General features: G+C 69.5%; 13 protein-coding genes and 2 pseudogenes. 7 read left to right on the top strand and 8 right to left on the bottom strand.

Annotated elements, in window-relative coordinates:
• Positions 1–4: 4 nt before the first annotated feature.
• A complete protein-coding gene (locus KXD97_RS14760) occupies positions 5–2878 on the bottom strand; it encodes an RND family transporter (protein ID WP_260757593.1) in 2874 nt (957 codons plus the stop codon).
• A 218-nt stretch (positions 2879–3096) separates the two neighbouring features.
• Here KXD97_RS14760 and KXD97_RS14755 point away from each other — a divergent pair, with 218 nt between their 5' ends.
• The gene (locus KXD97_RS14755) at positions 3097–3669 is read left to right on the top strand and encodes a TetR/AcrR family transcriptional regulator (protein ID WP_260757592.1); all 573 of its coding nucleotides are present in this window, start codon (positions 3097–3099) and stop codon (positions 3667–3669) included.
• Between the two features lie 81 nt (positions 3670–3750).
• Here the strand turns inward: KXD97_RS14755 and KXD97_RS14750 are convergent, their stop codons facing one another.
• Positions 3751–4926: a M20 family metallopeptidase gene (locus KXD97_RS14750; protein ID WP_260757590.1), complete on the bottom strand. Its 1176-nt coding sequence runs from the start codon at positions 4924–4926 to the stop codon at positions 3751–3753.
• Positions 4923–6104, bottom strand: a complete 1182-nt coding sequence (locus tag KXD97_RS14745) for a M20 family metallopeptidase (RefSeq protein WP_260757588.1) — start codon at positions 6102–6104, stop codon at positions 4923–4925. Before KXD97_RS14745 ends, KXD97_RS14750 begins: the two co-directional genes overlap by 4 nt.
• Before the next feature lie 38 nt (positions 6105–6142).
• Between KXD97_RS14745 and KXD97_RS14740 the strand changes: the two genes are divergently transcribed.
• On the top strand, positions 6143–6946 hold the full coding sequence (locus KXD97_RS14740) for a purine-nucleoside phosphorylase (RefSeq protein ID WP_396885411.1): 804 nt from the start codon (positions 6143–6145) through the stop codon (positions 6944–6946).
• On the opposite strand, the gene KXD97_RS14735 is transcribed toward KXD97_RS14740, so the two are convergent.
• Positions 6892–8028, bottom strand: coding sequence for an AbrB family transcriptional regulator (locus tag KXD97_RS14735; protein ID WP_260757584.1), 1137 nt, complete (start codon positions 8026–8028; stop codon positions 6892–6894). The two genes, KXD97_RS14740 and KXD97_RS14735, sit on opposite strands and share 55 nt — an antisense overlap.
• An 88-nt stretch (positions 8029–8116) precedes the next feature.
• Here KXD97_RS14735 and KXD97_RS14730 point away from each other — a divergent pair, with 88 nt between their 5' ends.
• Both KXD97_RS14730 and KXD97_RS14725 read left to right on the top strand, forming a co-directional pair.
• Positions 8117–8575 (top strand): MarR family winged helix-turn-helix transcriptional regulator, encoded by a 459-nt coding sequence (locus tag KXD97_RS14730; protein ID WP_260757582.1) that lies wholly within the window; start codon positions 8117–8119, stop codon positions 8573–8575.
• 29 nt (positions 8576–8604) lie between these two features.
• Positions 8605–10224, top strand: a complete 1620-nt coding sequence (locus KXD97_RS14725) for a phospho-sugar mutase (RefSeq protein WP_260757580.1) — start codon at positions 8605–8607, stop codon at positions 10222–10224.
• A gap of 68 nt (positions 10225–10292) precedes the next feature.
• Here the strand turns inward: KXD97_RS14725 and upp are convergent, their stop codons facing one another.
• Complete coding sequence (gene upp, locus KXD97_RS14720) at positions 10293–10916, bottom strand: uracil phosphoribosyltransferase (protein ID WP_260757579.1); 624 nt, start codon at positions 10914–10916, stop codon at positions 10293–10295.
• Positions 10917–10967: 51 nt separating this feature from the next.
• On the opposite strand from upp, the gene KXD97_RS14715 reads away from it, so the two are divergent.
• Together KXD97_RS14715 and KXD97_RS14710 are read left to right on the top strand one after the other, a co-directional pair.
• Positions 10968–11276, top strand: a complete 309-nt coding sequence (locus KXD97_RS14715) for a type VII secretion target (protein ID WP_260757578.1) — start codon at positions 10968–10970, stop codon at positions 11274–11276.
• On the top strand, positions 11276–12391 hold the full coding sequence (locus tag KXD97_RS14710) for a C40 family peptidase (RefSeq protein WP_260757577.1): 1116 nt from the start codon (positions 11276–11278) through the stop codon (positions 12389–12391). Before KXD97_RS14715 ends, KXD97_RS14710 begins: the two co-directional genes overlap by 1 nt.
• A 16-nt stretch (positions 12392–12407) precedes the next feature.
• Here KXD97_RS14710 and KXD97_RS14705 read toward each other — a convergent pair.
• Positions 12408–12601: pseudogene (locus tag KXD97_RS14705) on the bottom strand (glycerol acyltransferase); the annotation flags it as partial.
• A 227-nt stretch (positions 12602–12828) separates the two neighbouring features.
• Here KXD97_RS14705 and KXD97_RS14700 point away from each other — a divergent pair.
• A complete protein-coding gene (locus tag KXD97_RS14700; protein ID WP_313901376.1) occupies positions 12829–12972 on the top strand; it encodes a hypothetical protein in 144 nt (47 codons plus the stop codon).
• On the opposite strand, the pseudogene adhE reads toward KXD97_RS14700, so the two are convergent.
• Together adhE and KXD97_RS14690 are read right to left on the bottom strand one after the other, a co-directional pair.
• A pseudogene (adhE, locus tag KXD97_RS14695) lies at positions 12969–15589 on the bottom strand (bifunctional acetaldehyde-CoA/alcohol dehydrogenase). The gene KXD97_RS14700 and the pseudogene adhE sit on opposite strands and share 4 nt — an antisense overlap.
• Positions 15586–16020, bottom strand: a complete 435-nt coding sequence (locus KXD97_RS14690; protein WP_260757576.1) for a hypothetical protein — start codon at positions 16018–16020, stop codon at positions 15586–15588. Before KXD97_RS14690 ends, adhE begins: the two are co-directional and overlap by 4 nt.
• Positions 16021–16150: the final 130 nt, after the last annotated feature.

Raw genomic sequence — 16150 nt, 5'->3', positions numbered from 1 at the left:
AGAACTACCCGCCGGTGGTGTCGGCGACGCGCGGTCGCGGTGCGGGCCACGGGGCCGGAACCGGGCGGTAGCGGATCCGCTGCGGCCACCAGAACCACCGGCCCAGCAGCGCCGCGATCGACGGCGTCATGAACGACCGGATCACCAACGTGTCGAAAATCAGGCCCATGCCGATCGTGGTGCCCACCTGGCCGATGATCGTCAGATCGCTGACCGCCATCGTCATCATCGTCAGCGCGAAGACCATGCCGGCCGCGGTGACCACCGAGCCACTGCCGCCCATCGTGCGGATCAGACCGGTCTGCAGGCCCGCGTGGATCTCCTCCTTGAGCCGGGCCACCACCAGCAGGTTGTAGTCCGCCCCCACCGCCAGCAGGATGATCACCGCCATCGGCAGCACCATCCAGTGCAATTCGATGCCGATGATGTGCTGCCACACCAGAACCGACAGCCCGAACGATGCGCCGAGCGACAGCACCACCGTGCCGACGATCACCGCGGCGGCGATGATCGCGCGAGTCAGGATCAGCATGATGATGAAAATCAGTCCGATGGCGGCGATTCCGGCGATCAGCAGGTCGTAGCGGGTGCCGTCGGCCATGTCCTTGAAGGTGGCCGCGGTGCCGCCGAGATATATCTTCGACCCCTCCAGCGGCGTGCCCTTGATCGCCTCCTTGGCAGCCGTCTTGAGCGCGTCGATCTTTCCGATGCCCGCCGGCGAGAGCGGATCACCCTCGTGGGCGATGATGAACCGCACCGCGTGGCCGTTCGGTGAAATGAATTGCTCGATGCCGCTTTGGAAGTCGGCGTTCTCGAAGGCCTCCGGCGGAAGATAGAACGAGTCGGCGTTCCAGGCGTCGTTGAACGCGTCGCCCATCGCGCCGGCGTCGGCCTGCATTTCGGCACCAGCTTCCAGCTGGCTGTTCTGGGTCTGATACTGCGTCAGCATCATCTCCCGCTGCGACTTCATCGTCGCGATCTGCTGCGGCATCAGCGCGACCATCTCGGGCATGATCGCGGCCATCCGCTCCAGGTCCGGGACCAGGTCCTGGACATTGTCGGTCAGCAGATTCGTGCCGTCGATCAGGTCGAACAGCGAGCGCATCGAGTGACACACCGGGATGTTGTAGCAGTGCGGTTCCCAGTAGAAGTAGTTGCGGATGGGCCGGATGAAGTCGTCCAGATCGGCGATGTGGTCCCGCAATTCGGTGATGTCGGCCGCCATGGTCTTGGTCTTGGCGACCATGCTCTGCGTGATCTCCGCCATCTGACCCATCAGGCTCTGCATCTTCTCCATCGTGTTGATGGTGGTCTGCAGCGACTCCGCCTGGACGAGCATGTCGTCCATGCGGTCAAGCATGTACTTCTCGTTGAGCTGCTGGGTAGTGCCCTGCCGGCTCATGGCGTACGGGATCGAGGTGCTCTTGATCGGTGTGCCGTCCGGGCGGGTGATGGTCTGCACCCGTCCGATGCCCTCGACGGCGAACAGCGCCTTGGCGATTTTCTCGATCACGATGAAATCGGCCGAATTACGGAGATCGCGATCGGTCTCGACCATCAGCATCTCGGGGTTGAGCCGCGCGGGCGAGAAGTGCCGTTCGGCCGCGGCGTACCCGACGTTGGATTGAATGTCGGCGGGCAGGTAATTGCGGTCGTTGTAACTGGTTTGGTAGCCGGGCAAGGCCAGCAGCCCGATCAGCGACACCGCGACGCTGGCCACCAGGATCGCGCCGGGCCACCGCACGGTGACGGCGCCGATCTTGCGCCAGCCGCGAACCCGCATGGCGCGTTTGGGTTCCAGCAGCCCGAACTTGCTCGCGATCGTCACCACCGCCGGCCCGAACGTCATCGCCACCGCGATCAGCACCAGCATGCCCAGCGCCAGCGGCACCCCGAGGCTCTGGAAGTACGGCAGCCGGGTGAAGCTCAGGCAGAACGTCGCGCCGGCGATGGTCAGACCGGAGCCGACGATCACATGCGCGGTGCCGCCGAACATCGTGTAGTAGGCCTCTTCGGCGGTCGCCCCCGAAGACTTGGCCTCCTGATAGCGGCCGACCAAGAAGATCGCGTAGTCCACCGCGATCGCGATGGCCAGCGTCACCAGCAGGCTGGTCGCGAACGTCGAAAGCCCGATGATGTCGTGGAACCCGAGGAACGCCACCACCCCCCGCACCGTCATCAGGCTCAGCCCGACCATCACCAGGATCAGCAGCGTGGTGACGATGGAGCGGAAGAACAGCACCAGCATGATCGTGATGACCAGGAAGGTCAGCGCCTCGACCATCCGCATGCTGCTGTGGCCGGCCTCCTCCTGCTCGGCGGCCAGCGCCGACGCGCCAGTGACGTAGGCCCGCACTCCGTCGGGGGGCTGACTGTCGTACACCAGGTCCTGGACCGCGCGCACCGACTCGTTGGCCAGCGCCTCGCCCTGGTTGCCGGCGAGATAGACCTGAAAGTAGGTGGACTTGCCGTCAGCGCTCTGGGCGCCGGCCGCGGTCAGCGGGTCGCTCCAAAGGTCCTGGACGTGCTCGACGTGGGTGGTGTCGGCTTCCAGCCCGCTGATCAGGTCGCTGTAGTACGCGCGGGTGTCGTCGCCGAGGGGCTGCTCCCCCTCCAGCACGATCATCACCGAGCTGTTGGACTCGTACTCCTCGAACACCTCGCCGATGTGTTCCATCGAGATGACCGCGGGGGCATCGTCGGGACTCATCGACACCGACCGGAGCTTGCCGACCTCTTCGAGCTGCGGCACCGAGATGTTGAGGAAGGCGGCCAGCGCCACCCAGATCAGGATGATCGGGATCGAGCATCGGCGGATGAACCGGGCGACGCCGTAGAAGTGTGGCTTGTGCTGACTCTCTTCGCGCAAGCGGCTCATCGGCATCCGTCCACCGGCGACTCCTCCAGAGAGTTACTCGAAAGTCGTTACGGCACAGCCGCCCTCGACAGGAAGTTAGCGAACTACCGAGCTACACTAACCAATCGGCTAACTGGGCACAAGCCGATCGGCTAACTAGTGGCATGGCACGGAATCGGTCCGCACTGTGACGTGGGATACAGTTCGGCCCGGTTCGTCCGTGCGGCGGAAGGGGGACGATGGCCAAACCGGTGGCGACCCGCGGCTTCGCACGCGAGCGGGTACTCGACGCGGCACTGGCGCTTTTCGCCGACCACGGGGTGAGCGGCACGTCCCTGCAGATGATCGCCGACCGCCTCGGCGTGACCAAGGCCGCGGTCTACTACCAGTTCCACTCCAAAGACGAGATAGCGCTGGCGGTCGTCAAACCGGTGTACGACGACATCGAACACTTGCTGCGGATCGCCGAGACCTTGCCCTCGGCGGCGGCGCGGCGCAGCGTGTCGATGGCCGGCCTGGTGGAGTTGATCATCCGGCACCGTCGCATCTCGAGCGTGTTCTACGGCGACCCGACGGTGCATCGATTGCTCGAGGATTACGACGACTTCCGCCGCATCGGCGAGCGGCTCGCCTCGGTGCTGCTCGGTCCAGACCCCAACAACGCGACGCGGGTGGCGATCTCGATGCTCAGCGCCGGGGTACACGGCTGCGTCACCGACCCGACGATCGCCGACCTCGCCGACGCCGAGCTCCAGCAGGTGCTGCTGGACCTGACGAAGAAGTTCCTCGACGTGTGCGTGCCGACGGACTGACCCGGCCCGCGAGCGTGCGCAAACTTTGGAATTTCCCCGGCATGGCGCCCGCAGACACGCACGCTCGCGCGGAATAAGGGACTAGGGGGCGGCGGCGCTGCGCTCGACCAGGTTGACCATCAGCCGCACCCCGACTCCGAGGGCGCGCTCGTCGAGGTCGAACGTCGGCTGATGCAGATCCAGCTGTGGCCCCTGTCCGCTCCACACCCCCAGCCGAGCCATCGCGCCGGGCACCTCCTCCAGGTACCAGGAGAAGTCCTCGCCGCCGCCGGATTGCAGGGTGTCGGCGAGCACGTCGGGGCCGATCGCCTCGATCGCGTGGGTCATGATGCGCGTGGAGATCTCCTCGTTGACCACCGGCGGCACCCCGCGGCGGTACTGCACCACGTGCTCGATGCCCAGCGGCGTGAGTAGCGACGAGATCGATTCGTGCACAATGTCTTCCAGCGTCAGCCAGGTTTCCCGGCTCGCGGTGCGGATGGTGCCGGTCAGCGTGCCGGTCTGCGGGATCGCGTTGGCGGCCATCCCGGCGTGCACCGCACCCCACACCATCACCGTGCTGTGGCGCGGATCGATGCGCCGCGACAGCACACCCGGCACCCCGGTGATCAGCGTGCCGAGACCGTAGACCAGGTCGCCGGTCAGGTGCGGGCGCGAGGTGTGCCCGCCCGGCGAGTGCAGGGTCACCTCGACGTGGTCGGCGGCCGAGGTGATCGGCCCTGCCTTCACCGCGACCCGTCCGACGGGCAGATGCGGATCGCAGTGCAGCGCGAAGATCCGGGACACCCCGGTCAGCGCGCCGGCGGCGATCGCGTCGATCGCACCTCCGGGCATCAACTCCTCGGCGGCCTGGAAGATCAGCCGCACCCCGATCGGCAGCTCGGCCTCCGAGGCCATGGCCAACCCCGCGCCCAGCAGCACGGCGGTGTGCCCGTCGTGGCCGCACGCGTGAGCGACGTTGGGCACCTCCGACGAGAACGGCAGGCCGGTGCGTTCGGCCATCGGCAGCGCGTCCATGTCGGCGCGCAGCGCCACCCGCGGCGCGTCGTCGGGCCCGAAGTCACACGTCAGGCCGGTCCCCCCGGGCAGCACCTTCGGGTTGAGGCCGGCGTCGGCCAGCAACGACGCGACGAACTGCGTCGTCGCGAACTCCTGGCGCCCCAGCTCGGGGTGCCGGTGCAGGTGCCTGCGCCAGCCGACGAGGTCGTCGTAATGCTCGCTGAGCCACCGCGCGGCGGCGTGCTTCAACACGCTCATGACGCGCGCCTCTCCCACAGCTCGAGCACCCGGCCCCGTTCGGTGTTCGACTCGGCCAGCGCAACCACGGTGCGCGCCAACATGATCGACCCCTCGATCACCGCGGTGTCGGCGCTGGCGTTGACCGCCGCCGCGGCGAACTCCGGCTGGTGGATCGACGCGCCGCCGGCGTCGATGCCGACGACCGGATGAATCCCGGGCATCACCTGCGTGACGTTGCCCATGTCGGTACTGCCCAGCGGCACCGACGCCTCCAGCTCGGTCGGCAGCGGGGTGCGACCGACCCGGGTCATCTCGGCGCGGAACGTCTCGGCAAGCCACGGATCGGGGGCCAGTTCGGCGTAGGCCGGCGCCGTGTCGGTGACGATGTGCTCGCACCCGGTGGCCACCGCGCCCGCCGCGAAGCACCCGGCCATCCGGGATTCCAACGCGCGCAACGATTCCGAGTTGGTCGCCCGCATCGTGTAGCGCATCTCGGTGTGTCCGGGGATGACGTTGGAAGCCTGCCCGCCGTCGGTGACGATGCCGTGCACCATCTGGCCGGGCGCCAGCTGCTGCCGCAGCAGTCCGATCGCCACCTGCGCCACGGTCACCGCGTCGCCGGCGTTGAGCCCGAGATACGGGGCGACCGCGGCGTGAGACTCGCGACCGGCGTAGCCGATCGTCATCTCCGACAGCGCCAGCGACCGGGCGGCCGCGATGTCGACGGGCCCGGGGTGCAGCATCACCGTCGCGACGATGTCGTCGAACACCCCCGCGTCGAGCATCAGAGCCTTCCCGCCGCCCAGTTCCTCGGCCGGGGTGCCGAGCAGCACCACCGTCAGACCGAGCGCATCGGCGACCTCGGCCAGCGCCAGCGCGGTGCCCACCGCTGACGCCGCGATGATGTTGTGCCCACAGGCGTGCCCGATGTCGGGCAGCGCGTCGTACTCGGCGCAGACACCGACGACCAGCGGCCCGCTGCCGAAGACGGCGCGGAAGGCGGTGTCCAGGCCGGCGACGCCGGCGGAGATCTCGAACCCGCGCTCGGCGACCAGGGCCTGGGTCTTGGCGCAGCTACGGTGCTCCTCGAACGCCAGCTCGGGTTCGGCGTGGATGGCGTGCGACAGCTCGACCAGGTCGACGCGGCGGCGGTGCACTGCGTCTTCGACGCAGGTCGACGCGGCGGCGGTGGGCATGCAGGCAAGTATCTCACTGCACGAACACCCCAATTAAGCTGCCGCCTGTGGAAGACCCGTCAGCAGAGGCCACGCGGGCCGCCGATGCGCTGCGCACCCGCACCGGTGTCGACGCCTTCGACGTCGCCGTCGTGTTGGGCTCGGGATGGGCGCCGGCCGCCGCGCAACTCGGCGATCCCGGCGCGGTCGTCCCGATGGCCGAGCTGCCCGGCTTCACACCGCCCAGCGCGCAGGGCCACGGCGGCCAGGTGTTGTCGCTGCGGGTCGGCACGCACCGGGTGCTGATGCTGCTCGGCCGCATCCACACCTATGAGGGCCACGACCTGCGTCACGTCGTCCATCCGGTGCGCACCGCCTGCGCGGCCGGGGTGCGCACCGTGGTGCTGACCAACGCCGCCGGCGGGCTGCGCGAGGACTTCTCGGTGGGTCAGCCCGTGCTGATCAGCGACCACCTCAATCTGACGGCGCGCTCACCGCTGGTAGGCGCCCAGTTCGTGGATCTGGTCGACGCGTACTCGCCGCGGTTGCGCGCGCTGGCCCGCGACATCGAGCCCGGGTTGCCCGACGGCGTCTATGCCGGGTTGCCCGGCCCGCACTACGAGACCCCCGCGGAGATCCGGATGTTGCGCACGCTGGGCGCCGACCTGGTCGGCATGTCGACGGTGCACGAGACGATCGCCGCGCGGGCGGCCGGCGCCGAGGTGCTGGGGGTCTCGCTGGTCACCAATCTCGCGGCCGGGATGACGGGCCAGCCGCTGAGCCATGCCGAGGTGCTGGAGGCGGGCCGTCAGTCGGCGACGCGGATGGGCTCCCTGTTGTCGGCGGTGATCTCCCGGCTCTGATCGGGCGTGCTCAGCCGCCGACTCATCCACAAGACCGCGCGCGCCATGACCGGCGCGGCGAACAGCATCAGCAGGATCCGGACCACCTGCGCGGCGATCACGAACGTCACGTTGGAGCCGGTCTCCACCGCGGTGGCGAGCACCGCGTACACCCCGCCGGGACTGGTCGCCAGGTACCCCTCCAGCGGGGTCAGGCCCGCGACGTGAGCAAGCACGATGCCCAGCCCCGCCGTCGCCACGCCGATGAACACGATCAGCCCCACCGCCACGGGCAGAAGCCGGCCGACCGAGCGCAGCGAGTCCCGGGTGAACGCCAGCCCGGCCTGCCAACCGATCAGCATGTAACCGGCCTGCACCAGCAACACCGGCACCGACAGCCCGAACGACAACCCGCTGACTTCCAGCGCGACCGTCAACGCCAGTGGCCCGAGCAGCCCGGCGCCTGGCAACCGGATCAGTCGGCCGCCGGTCCCACCGACCAGCACCAGGGCGATCATCATCGCCACGCTCAGATACCAAGGCGCCGAAGGGCTACGGGTGGCGTCGACCGCGTTATGGGAACGGTCAGCGTGATAGATCAGCGTGACGACCACCGGCATCGACGCGGTCACCAGCGCCACCCGCAGGTACTGCACCACGGCAACCACGCGGTCGTCGCCGCCGAGTTCACGGGCGATGGCGACCAGCCCGGATGCCCCGCCGGCGACCAGGGCCAGTGATCCGGTCAACGGGGTCACGTCGCGGCGCAGCCCCAGCAGCGCGCCGGCGATCACGCTGAGCGCCAGCGTGCCGGCCGCGACGGCCAGCACGATCGCCCAGTCGTCCTTGAGTGTGCTCAGCGCGTCCTGCTGGACCATGGTGCCGATGTAGACGCCGAGCACCCCTTGGGCCGCGATGCCCAGCTTGCGCGGGACGCGCTCGGGGCCGCGGGAGGTCAGCGCCACCGCGATACCGACGACCAGCGCGGCGAACAGCGCAGCGGACGGCACTCCGACCAGCGTCAGCGGGACGGTGACCGCGACGGTCAGCGCAAGAAGGACCGCCCAACCGGGTATTTGCCGCCAAACCGCTTTCACCGTCATCGATGCCAAGTATGCTCTTGCCATGCCAAGATCTCAACGAGGAGTGATGCTGAGTGACGAACTGTAGTTACCAAGTTTTGACTTGGGAATGACCAGGCGGCCCGACCGGGCATTCACCGCGGCGACCGAATTGCGCGAGTCGCTGATGGCGGTGGCGCGGCAGCTGCGGCGGCATCGTCCGGACAACGGACTCACGTTGAGCCAGATGCAGCTGCTCGGTGAGATCAGCCGCACCGGAGTGACCACGCCCGCCGAACTCGGCGTGCGGATGCACGTCCGGGTGCAGTCGCTGACCGACTCGCTCAACGAGCTGGAGTCCCGCAGGCTGGTGAGCCGGCGGCCCGATGAGAACGACCGCCGCCGCCAGCTCGTGGAGATCACCGATGACGGGCTGGCGCTGCTGGAAGCCGACCGCGCCGAGCGCGACGCCTGGCTTCACCAGACCATGCGCGACACGCTGTCCGAGCTGGAGTTCGACCTGCTGATGCTGGTGGCGCCCATCCTGCGCAAGCTCGCCGAATCCGACGCCGGCATGCGCCAGGGCTGACGGGCGCGCCGTCAGGGCACAATGACGGGGTGACCTCGCCGTTGCGAACTGCTGTGCAGGAGTGGCTGTCTCACGACCCCGATCCGGCCTCGGCCGCCGAGCTCGCCGCCTGCACGGACGACGAGCTGGCCGAGCGTTTCACCGGGTCGCTGACATTCGGCACCGCAGGCCTGCGCGGGCCGCTGCGGGCGGGCCCCAACGGCATGAACCTCGCGGTGGTGCTGCGGGCGACGTGGGCGGTGGCCCGGGTGCTGACCGACCGCACACTGGGCGGATCGCGCGTCGTGGTGGGTTACGACGCCCGGCACCGCTCCGCCGAGTTCGGCCGCGCCGCTGCCGAAGTTCTTTCCGCGCAGGGCTTTTCCGTGACCCTGATGCCGTGCGCGGTGCCGACGCCGGCCGTGGCGTTCGCCGTCCGCACCACCGGCGCCGCGGCCGGGGTGCAGATCACCGCATCGCACAATCCACCGCAGGACAACGGGTACAAGGTGTACTTCGCCGGCGGGCTGCAGATCGTCTCCCCCACCGACCGCGACATCGAGCACGCCATCGCGTCGGCGCCGCCGGCAGACGAGATCCCGCTCCGTCCTGTCGACACGTCGGGCATCGACCTGCTGCGCGCCTATGCCGAACGCGCCGCCACGGTGCGCCGCACCACCGGCACGGCGCGGATCGCATTGACCCCGATGCACGGGGTGGGCGGTGAATTCGCACTCGACGCACTGGCGTTGGCCGGATTCGACGACGTGCACGTCGTCGAGCGTCAGTTCGCGCCCGACCCGGACTTCCCGACCGTGGCCTTCCCGAACCCCGAGGAACCCGGCGCGTCGGACGAGCTGACCGCCCTGGCCGCCGCCGTGGACGCCGACATCGCGATCGCGCTGGATCCCGACGCCGACCGCTGCGCGATCGGGGTGCCCACCCCGCACGGTTGGCGGATGCTCTCGGGTGACGAAACCGGTTGGCTGCTGGGCGATTACCTGCTCTCACAGGGCGACAACACCCACGCCGTAGTGGCCAGCACCGTGGTGTCGTCGCGGATGCTGGCCGCCATCGCCGTCGAACGCGGGGCCCGCCACGTCGAGACGCTGACCGGGTTCAAATGGCTGGCCCGCGCCGACGACGGCATGGAAGACGCGGCCCTGCTGTACGCCTACGAGGAAGCGATCGGGCATTGCGTGGACCCCGAGGCCGTGCGCGACAAGGACGGCATCAGCGCGGCTGTGCTAGCCGCTGATCTGGTTGTCGCACTGCGCAACCGGGGCCTGACAGTGCTCGACGCGCTCGACGACCTGGCCCGCCGCCACGGCGTGCACAGCACCTCGGCCGTCACCCGGCGGGTGGATTCACCGCAGGACGCGGCGGCGCTGATGGAACGGCTGCGTGCCGCGCCTCCGGCGCAGATCGCCGGATTCCCGGTCACAGTCGCCGATCTGGCAGCGACCGATCTGGCGGCGCGCACCGACGCCCTGGTGTTCACCGGCGGTAACGACACGACCTCGGTGCGGGTGGTGACCCGCCCGTCCGGCACCGAGCCGAAGCTGAAGAGTTACATCGAGATCCGGTGTTCCGGGGAGTTGGCCGCCGCTCGGGCCCGGGCCGCCCGGGTGCAGGACACGGTGGCCGCCGCGGTGCGCGCCTGGCCATGATCCGCCGAAATCGCATTCCGTGCGGAATTTTCGCGACTTGACGCGCGTGGAATGCGATTTCGGCGGTGTCAGCGGGGGCCGAACTGGCGGTCGCCGGCGTCGCCGAGGCCCGGCACGATGTAGGCGTAGTCGTTGAGGCCCGAGTCGATGGTCGCGGTGAACAAACGTAGCTCGGGAGCCACCTTCTCCAGCGCGCGCAGACCTTCGGGTGCGACGACCACGCAGATCGCGGTCACATCCACCGCATCACGCGCGTAAAGCAGTTCCAGCGTGTGAGCCATCGACCCGCCGGTGGCCAGCATCGGGTCCAGCACGATCACCGGCTGGTGACTCAGATCGTCGGGCAGCGATTCCAGATACGGGGTGGGCTGGTGGGTCTCCTCGTTGCGCGCCACCCCGACGAAGCCGACGCGGGCCTCGGGGATGAGAGCGTGCGCCTGGTCGACCATGCCCAGGCCCGCGCGCAGCACCGGCACCAGCAGCGGCGGGGCGGCCAGCCGCGTGCCGGCGGTCTCACACAGTGGGGTGCGCACCGGCACGGTATCGACGGCCAGTTCCCGGGTGGCCTCGTAGACGAGCATCAGCGTCAGGTCGCGTAACGCGGCGCGGAAACCGGCGTTGTCGGTGCGCTCGTCGCGCAGGGTGGTCAGCCGCGCCGCGGCCAAGGGGTGGTCGACAACGCGCACATCCATGGGTCCAGACCTTAACGGGAACCGCGCCGAGCTTCCCGGCGTCCTATCCATATGCCCGCCCCGCTGTCTGTGGACACCGACTCGATCCGCGAGTACGGCGCCGCCTGCTCCGCGCACGCCGCCCACCTCGATACGGCGGCGGCCCGGCTCACCGCGGCCGCCGGCGGGGCCGCACCGCTGCTGGGTCCCGTCGGCACCCGCTTCCTGGCCGCACTGGCGCGGGCCGCGGAGGATCAGGCCCTGCTCCTGACAACGGTCAGCAGGTCGTTGGAGGCGGGCGACGCCGCAGCGTCAGAGGCGGCGCACGCCTACGCCGGCTCCGACGACGCCGCCGCGTCCCGGATCACCGGCGGCCGGTGATGCCCAGTTCGACGGTCGCCGCACTCACCGCGCCGATCCGCCGGGTGCAGCAGCTCGTCGGGCCGGGATGGTCCGGTGCGGCCGATCCGGCGGCGACGCTCGACGGGGTCCGCGCGACGCTGACCGAGATCGCCGACGCGGCGGGCCAGGCCTGGCTGCGCGCCCAGGCCAACTGGTCGGGTGCCGGGGCCGACGCCGCCGCGGAGTTCGCGACGTCGACTGTGGCGGCGGTCGACGCCGCCGCCGAGCGCGCCGGCGGGCTGGGCGCCGCGGCGGCCGACGCGGCCTCGGCGGTGGCCCGGGCCCATCGTCGCCTGCAGCACATCGTCGACGAATTCGAATCCAAGGCAAGCGCTTTGGAGCCCCATCTGGACTCACCGGGGGTGGCACGGGAGCTGCTGGCCGAGGCGCGAGAGGCGCTGGCCCGTGCCATCGCGGTGGTCGAGGAACTCTCGGTCGAGCTGGACGGGCAGGCCGCGGCGTTGGGGGCTCCGGCCGCTTCCCCCGTTCCAGCCGCTCCCCAGGCCTCGGCGGCGACGGCACCGGCCGGATACCACTCCGGCGCGCCGAGTGTGGGCGCGCCGGGCCCCGGCACCGGATGGAACGGCGGGCTGGGCTCGGGCTTCGGTTCGGGTGCACCGGGCTCGGGCGCCCTCGGTGACTTCGCCGCGTTCACCCGACCCGACGACGCCGGGACACCGGACGCGGCGTCATTCGGCGAGGGCGTGGCCGTCCGGTTGCCCGACGGCACGATCGTGACGGCCCCCAACGCGGTGGCCGCCGGCGCCGTCCGGCACGCGCTGACCCAGCTCGGGGTGCCCTACCTGTGGGGCGGGACGACGCCCGGGGTCGGATTGGACTGCAGCGGACTGACCCAGTGGGCTTACCGCGAAGCGGGCCTGGACATCCCACGGCTGGCGCAGGAGCAGGACATCGGCGGCGCGGTCGCGGGGTCATCGGTGCTGCCGGGCGATCTCGCGGTGTGGGACGGACACGTCGCGATGATCGTCGGTGGCGGTCTGATGGTCGAGGCCGGCGATCCCGTGCAGTTGTCGCCGATCCGCACCGCCAACGCCGGCCAGGGATTCCAGGGGTTCTGGCGGCCGACGGCCTGATTACGCGCCGGGCCGCTCAGCCCAGGATGGGCAGCCGGCGTTGACGTGCCAGTTGGGCCAGGCCGTGCTGCATCACCGCACGGACGTGCGCGTCGACCCTGGCCACGCCGGGCTCGTCTCCGAACTCGCAGCGATCTCGATCGGCGGCAGCACCCGCGTGAGGATTTTGGTGGGCAGCGGCAGATTGACCGGCGCCGGGAGACCGGTTGGGCCCGTCGTCGTTCAGCCCGAGGTCGGCCACCAGCGCTTGTGCCGAAGCTGAACGCGAGATTGCTCTGACGGCCGTGATCTACTCACCACGACCCTGAGTGCAAACTCGCGTTCAGCCGCGCGTCAGGTACTAGCACTCGGACCGCCGGCCACCACACTCAAGCCGAACGGAAAGCCGATCGACACCGGCAGGATGTCTGTCCGAAAGAGTTTGCGTTCCAAGGCCGGTGTCGAACCACTCCGGCGGCCTGATGAACTTCGGCGTGTCGGTGTTCGCCGTCGACTACTACCAGAAGTGCGGCTACGAACGGCCGCTCTATGTGCTCGCTCACGACAGCTTCTTCCGCAGCCCGGATGGGTCAATCCCCTAGTCGCCGTAGTAGCCCAGCCTCAGCAGCGCCGTGATTTCCTCGACCAGCGGCATCCGGGGGTTGGTGCGATTGCTCAGGTCCTCGAACGCCGTCATCGCGAGTTCTGGAAGCACGGCAAGGAATTCGTCCTCCGGCACCCCGTACTCCTTCAACGAGCGTGGCATGTCGAGCCGGTCCAGGAGATCTTCGACGGCGGCGAAGAGCCGCTGCATGCTGTCCTCCGGCTCGTGACCGCCGAACACCAATTGACCGATCTGGGCATACTTTTCGGGCACCACGTACGCCGAGTAGCCGGGCGCGGGCATGAACTTGCTCGGCAGGCTCGAGTTGTAGCGCATCACATGGGGCAGGAAGATCCCGTTGGCCCGCCCGTGCGCGATGCCGAATCGGGCACCGACGGCGTGGGCCAGCGCATGGTTGGTGCCGACGAAAGCGTTCGAGAACGCCAGACCGGCAAGCGTTGCGGCGTTGGACATGTCGGTCCGCGCCGCCAGATCACCGGGATCGTCGTAGGCCCGCGGCAGCGCGCCGAAGATCAGCCGCACCGCCTGCGCGCACAGCGCGTCGGTGTAGCTGGACGCGAAGATCGAGATCACCGCTTCCAGCGCGTGGGTCAGCGCGTCGATGCCCGTGTCGGCCGTGAGCGCCGGGGGCATCGATGACGTCAGGACCGGGTCGACGATCGCAAGGTCGGGCACCAGGCTGTAATCGACGAGCGTCTCCTTCCGCCCCTGCACCGTCAGCACCGCCGCCGGCGACACCTCAGACCCGGTGCCCGACGTCGTCGGGATGGCCACCAGCTGGATGCGGTGCCGATCCTTCGGGAAGTCCGCCACCCGCTTGCGGGGATCGAGGAACGGCATCGTCAGCTCGTCGAGATCCATCTCGGGATGTTCGTAGAACAACCGCATCGCCTTGGCCGCGTCGAGCACCGAACCGCCGCCCACGGCGATCACCACATCGGGCTCGGACCGCTGCAGGAACGCGACACCGCGGCGGATCGACGCCTCGTCCGGTTCGGGTGTCACCTCGGTGAACACCTGCACGTGATGGGTACGCAGCTTGCCGCGCACCTGGTCCACCACGCCGCGTTGCTCACTCAGCGCGTCGGTGACCACCACGGCGGTCTCGCAGTCGAGGTCGCGCAGGTTGTCCAGCGCGCCCTCGTTGAAGTAGGTGTTCGACGGCACCCGAAACCAATGCGGCGGGGTCCGCCGGTGCGCCAGCGTCTTGATGTTGAGCAGCTGCCGGTAGTTGACGTTCTCGGTGGTGCTCGAGCCGCCCCCGGTTCCGCAACCCAGCGAGAAGGTGGGCGTCAGGTTGTTGTAGATGCCTCCGAGCGCGCCGACCGCCGTGGGCGCGTTCACCAGGATGCGCCCGGTGCGGACGGCCAGACCGTACCGTTCGACGACGTCGTCGTCGGCCGCGTAGATCGCCGACGTGTGCCCCAGTCCGCCGTGCTCGGTGACCAGCACCGCGGCGTCGATGGCGTGCTGCACACTGCGCGCGCGCACCACCCCCAGCACCGGCATCAGCTTCTCGGACACCAGCGGATGTGCGTCGAGCTCCGCGAGATCCGACGGTAATTGCGCCAGAAGAACTTTCACGGTCGGGGGCACGGTGAACCCGGCGCGGGCCGCCAGCTCCGACGCCTTCTGCCCGACAGCCTCCAGCGAGATCTTGTCGCCACAGCCGAACGCGAAGTCGGCCACCTTCGCGGTCTCGTCGTCGGTGAGCAGGCGAGCACCCATCCGCTCGAACTCGGCGATGGTGTCGTCATAGACGGCGTCGTCGACGATGCAGGTCTGCTCGGCGGGGCAGATCACCGACGAGTCAAAGGTTTTCGAGATCAGGATGTCGACGACGGCGCCCTTGACGTCAGCCGTCTCGTGAATGTAGATGGGCGCGTTGCCCGGTCCGACGCTGAGGCCCGGCTTGCCGGAGGCGTTGGCGAGCGCGACGATCTTCGGTCCGCCGGTCCCCAGACGAAGTCCACCTTCGGATGTTCGAACAGGTGGTGCGTCACCTCGTGCGCGGCATCCGGGATCACCTGCAGCGCCCCGCGCGGCATTCCGGCGGCCTCAGCGGCCTCACGCAGGATCTCGACGCTGCGTTCGCAGCAGCGCGTCGCGTACGGCGACGGACGGAACAGCACCGCGTTGCGGGTCTTGGCCGCGACGATCGCCTTGAACAACACGGTCGACGTCGGGTTGGTCACCGGGGTGATCGCCAGCACCACACCGATGGGTTCGGCGATGTAGCGGATGTTGTTCTCCACGTCTTCGTCGATGACGCCGACCGACTTCTTGTCCCGCAGGTAGTCGTGCAGGAACTCGGTCGCCACGTAGTTCTTGACGACCTTGTCCTCGAAGACACCGAACCCGGTCTCCTCGATCGCCAGCGCGGCCAGTTCGGCGGCGGCCCGCAGTCCGGCGCGCACCATCGCCTCGACGATCGCGTCGACCTGCTTCTGATCGAGCGTGCGGTACTGGCGGGCGGCGGCAGCGGCGACATCGACGACGGTGTCGACCTCGGCGATCCGGTGGGCGTCAGGCGCGCCCGCGCCGCTCGGCCGGCGGTCCGAGACCGCAGCGGCGCCCGTCTGCGTCCCGGTCATCGGGGTGCGCCGCTGCGTCGATGCGCGTCGTCGGCCACGACGCCGGGCGGTTGGGCCGGGACGACGCGCAGCGCCAGCGCGCCGAGCGCCGCCACCGACACCGCGGGGGTGAGGAACAGCAGGATCGCCCACACCAGCCCCACCCCTGATCCGCTGAGCGCCTTGACCAAGGTGAACACCGCGACCAGCCAGCTCACCGCGCCGGCGATCACCGTCACCGCCAGCGCGACCGCGACCGCGCGGCCGCGCCCGTAGTGCCGATACCCGCTCGCGGCCAACAGCGCCGCCGTCGGGACGACGATCACCACCGCGCCCAGCCACGGCCGGTCGGCGCCGAGACGCAGGCCCGGGACCAGCAGCAGCGCAGCCAGCACGGCGGCACCCAGGATGCCGGCGACCGCCACACCCCGGCCATCCGTCGGCTTCGGCATCGACATGGCACACCCCTGTTCACAGCTGACGACACGCCCGCACGGCCGTGCCCAGATCCTCGCGCAGGGCCGGTGCTCTCCACAGAGGAAAAGGTCCCGACTCTCGGCGCAGCCGTCGGTGAAGCGACCG

It is taken from the genome of Mycobacterium sp. SMC-8 (assembly GCF_025263565.1).
In the GTDB taxonomy this organism is placed as follows: Bacteria; Actinomycetota; Actinomycetes; order Mycobacteriales; family Mycobacteriaceae; genus Mycobacterium.
The sequence above is the reverse complement of the archived record's forward strand: the minus strand, read 5'-3'. Positions and strand labels throughout refer to the sequence as shown.

Bases quoted from the DNA above. Each gene is read 5' to 3' on its own strand.
- KXD97_RS14760 (WP_260757593.1), bottom strand. From the start codon at position 2,878: ATGAGCCGCTTGCGCGAAGAGAGTCAGCACAAGCCACACTTCTACGGC.
- KXD97_RS14755 (WP_260757592.1), top strand. From the start codon at position 3,097: ATGGCCAAACCGGTGGCGACCCGCGGCTTCGCACGCGAGCGGGTACTC.
- KXD97_RS14750 (WP_260757590.1), bottom strand. From the start codon at position 4,926: ATGAGCGTGTTGAAGCACGCCGCCGCGCGGTGGCTCAGCGAGCATTAC.
- KXD97_RS14745 (WP_260757588.1), bottom strand. From the start codon at position 6,104: ATGCCCACCGCCGCCGCGTCGACCTGCGTCGAAGACGCAGTGCACCGC.
- KXD97_RS14735 (WP_260757584.1), bottom strand. From the start codon at position 8,028: ATGACGGTGAAAGCGGTTTGGCGGCAAATACCCGGTTGGGCGGTCCTT.
- KXD97_RS14730 (WP_260757582.1), top strand. From the start codon at position 8,117: ATGACCAGGCGGCCCGACCGGGCATTCACCGCGGCGACCGAATTGCGC.
- upp (WP_260757579.1), bottom strand. From the start codon at position 10,916: ATGGATGTGCGCGTTGTCGACCACCCCTTGGCCGCGGCGCGGCTGACC.
- KXD97_RS14715 (WP_260757578.1), top strand. From the start codon at position 10,968: ATGCCCGCCCCGCTGTCTGTGGACACCGACTCGATCCGCGAGTACGGC.
- KXD97_RS14710 (WP_260757577.1), top strand. From the start codon at position 11,276: ATGCCCAGTTCGACGGTCGCCGCACTCACCGCGCCGATCCGCCGGGTG.
- KXD97_RS14690 (WP_260757576.1), bottom strand. From the start codon at position 16,020: ATGCCGAAGCCGACGGATGGCCGGGGTGTGGCGGTCGCCGGCATCCTG.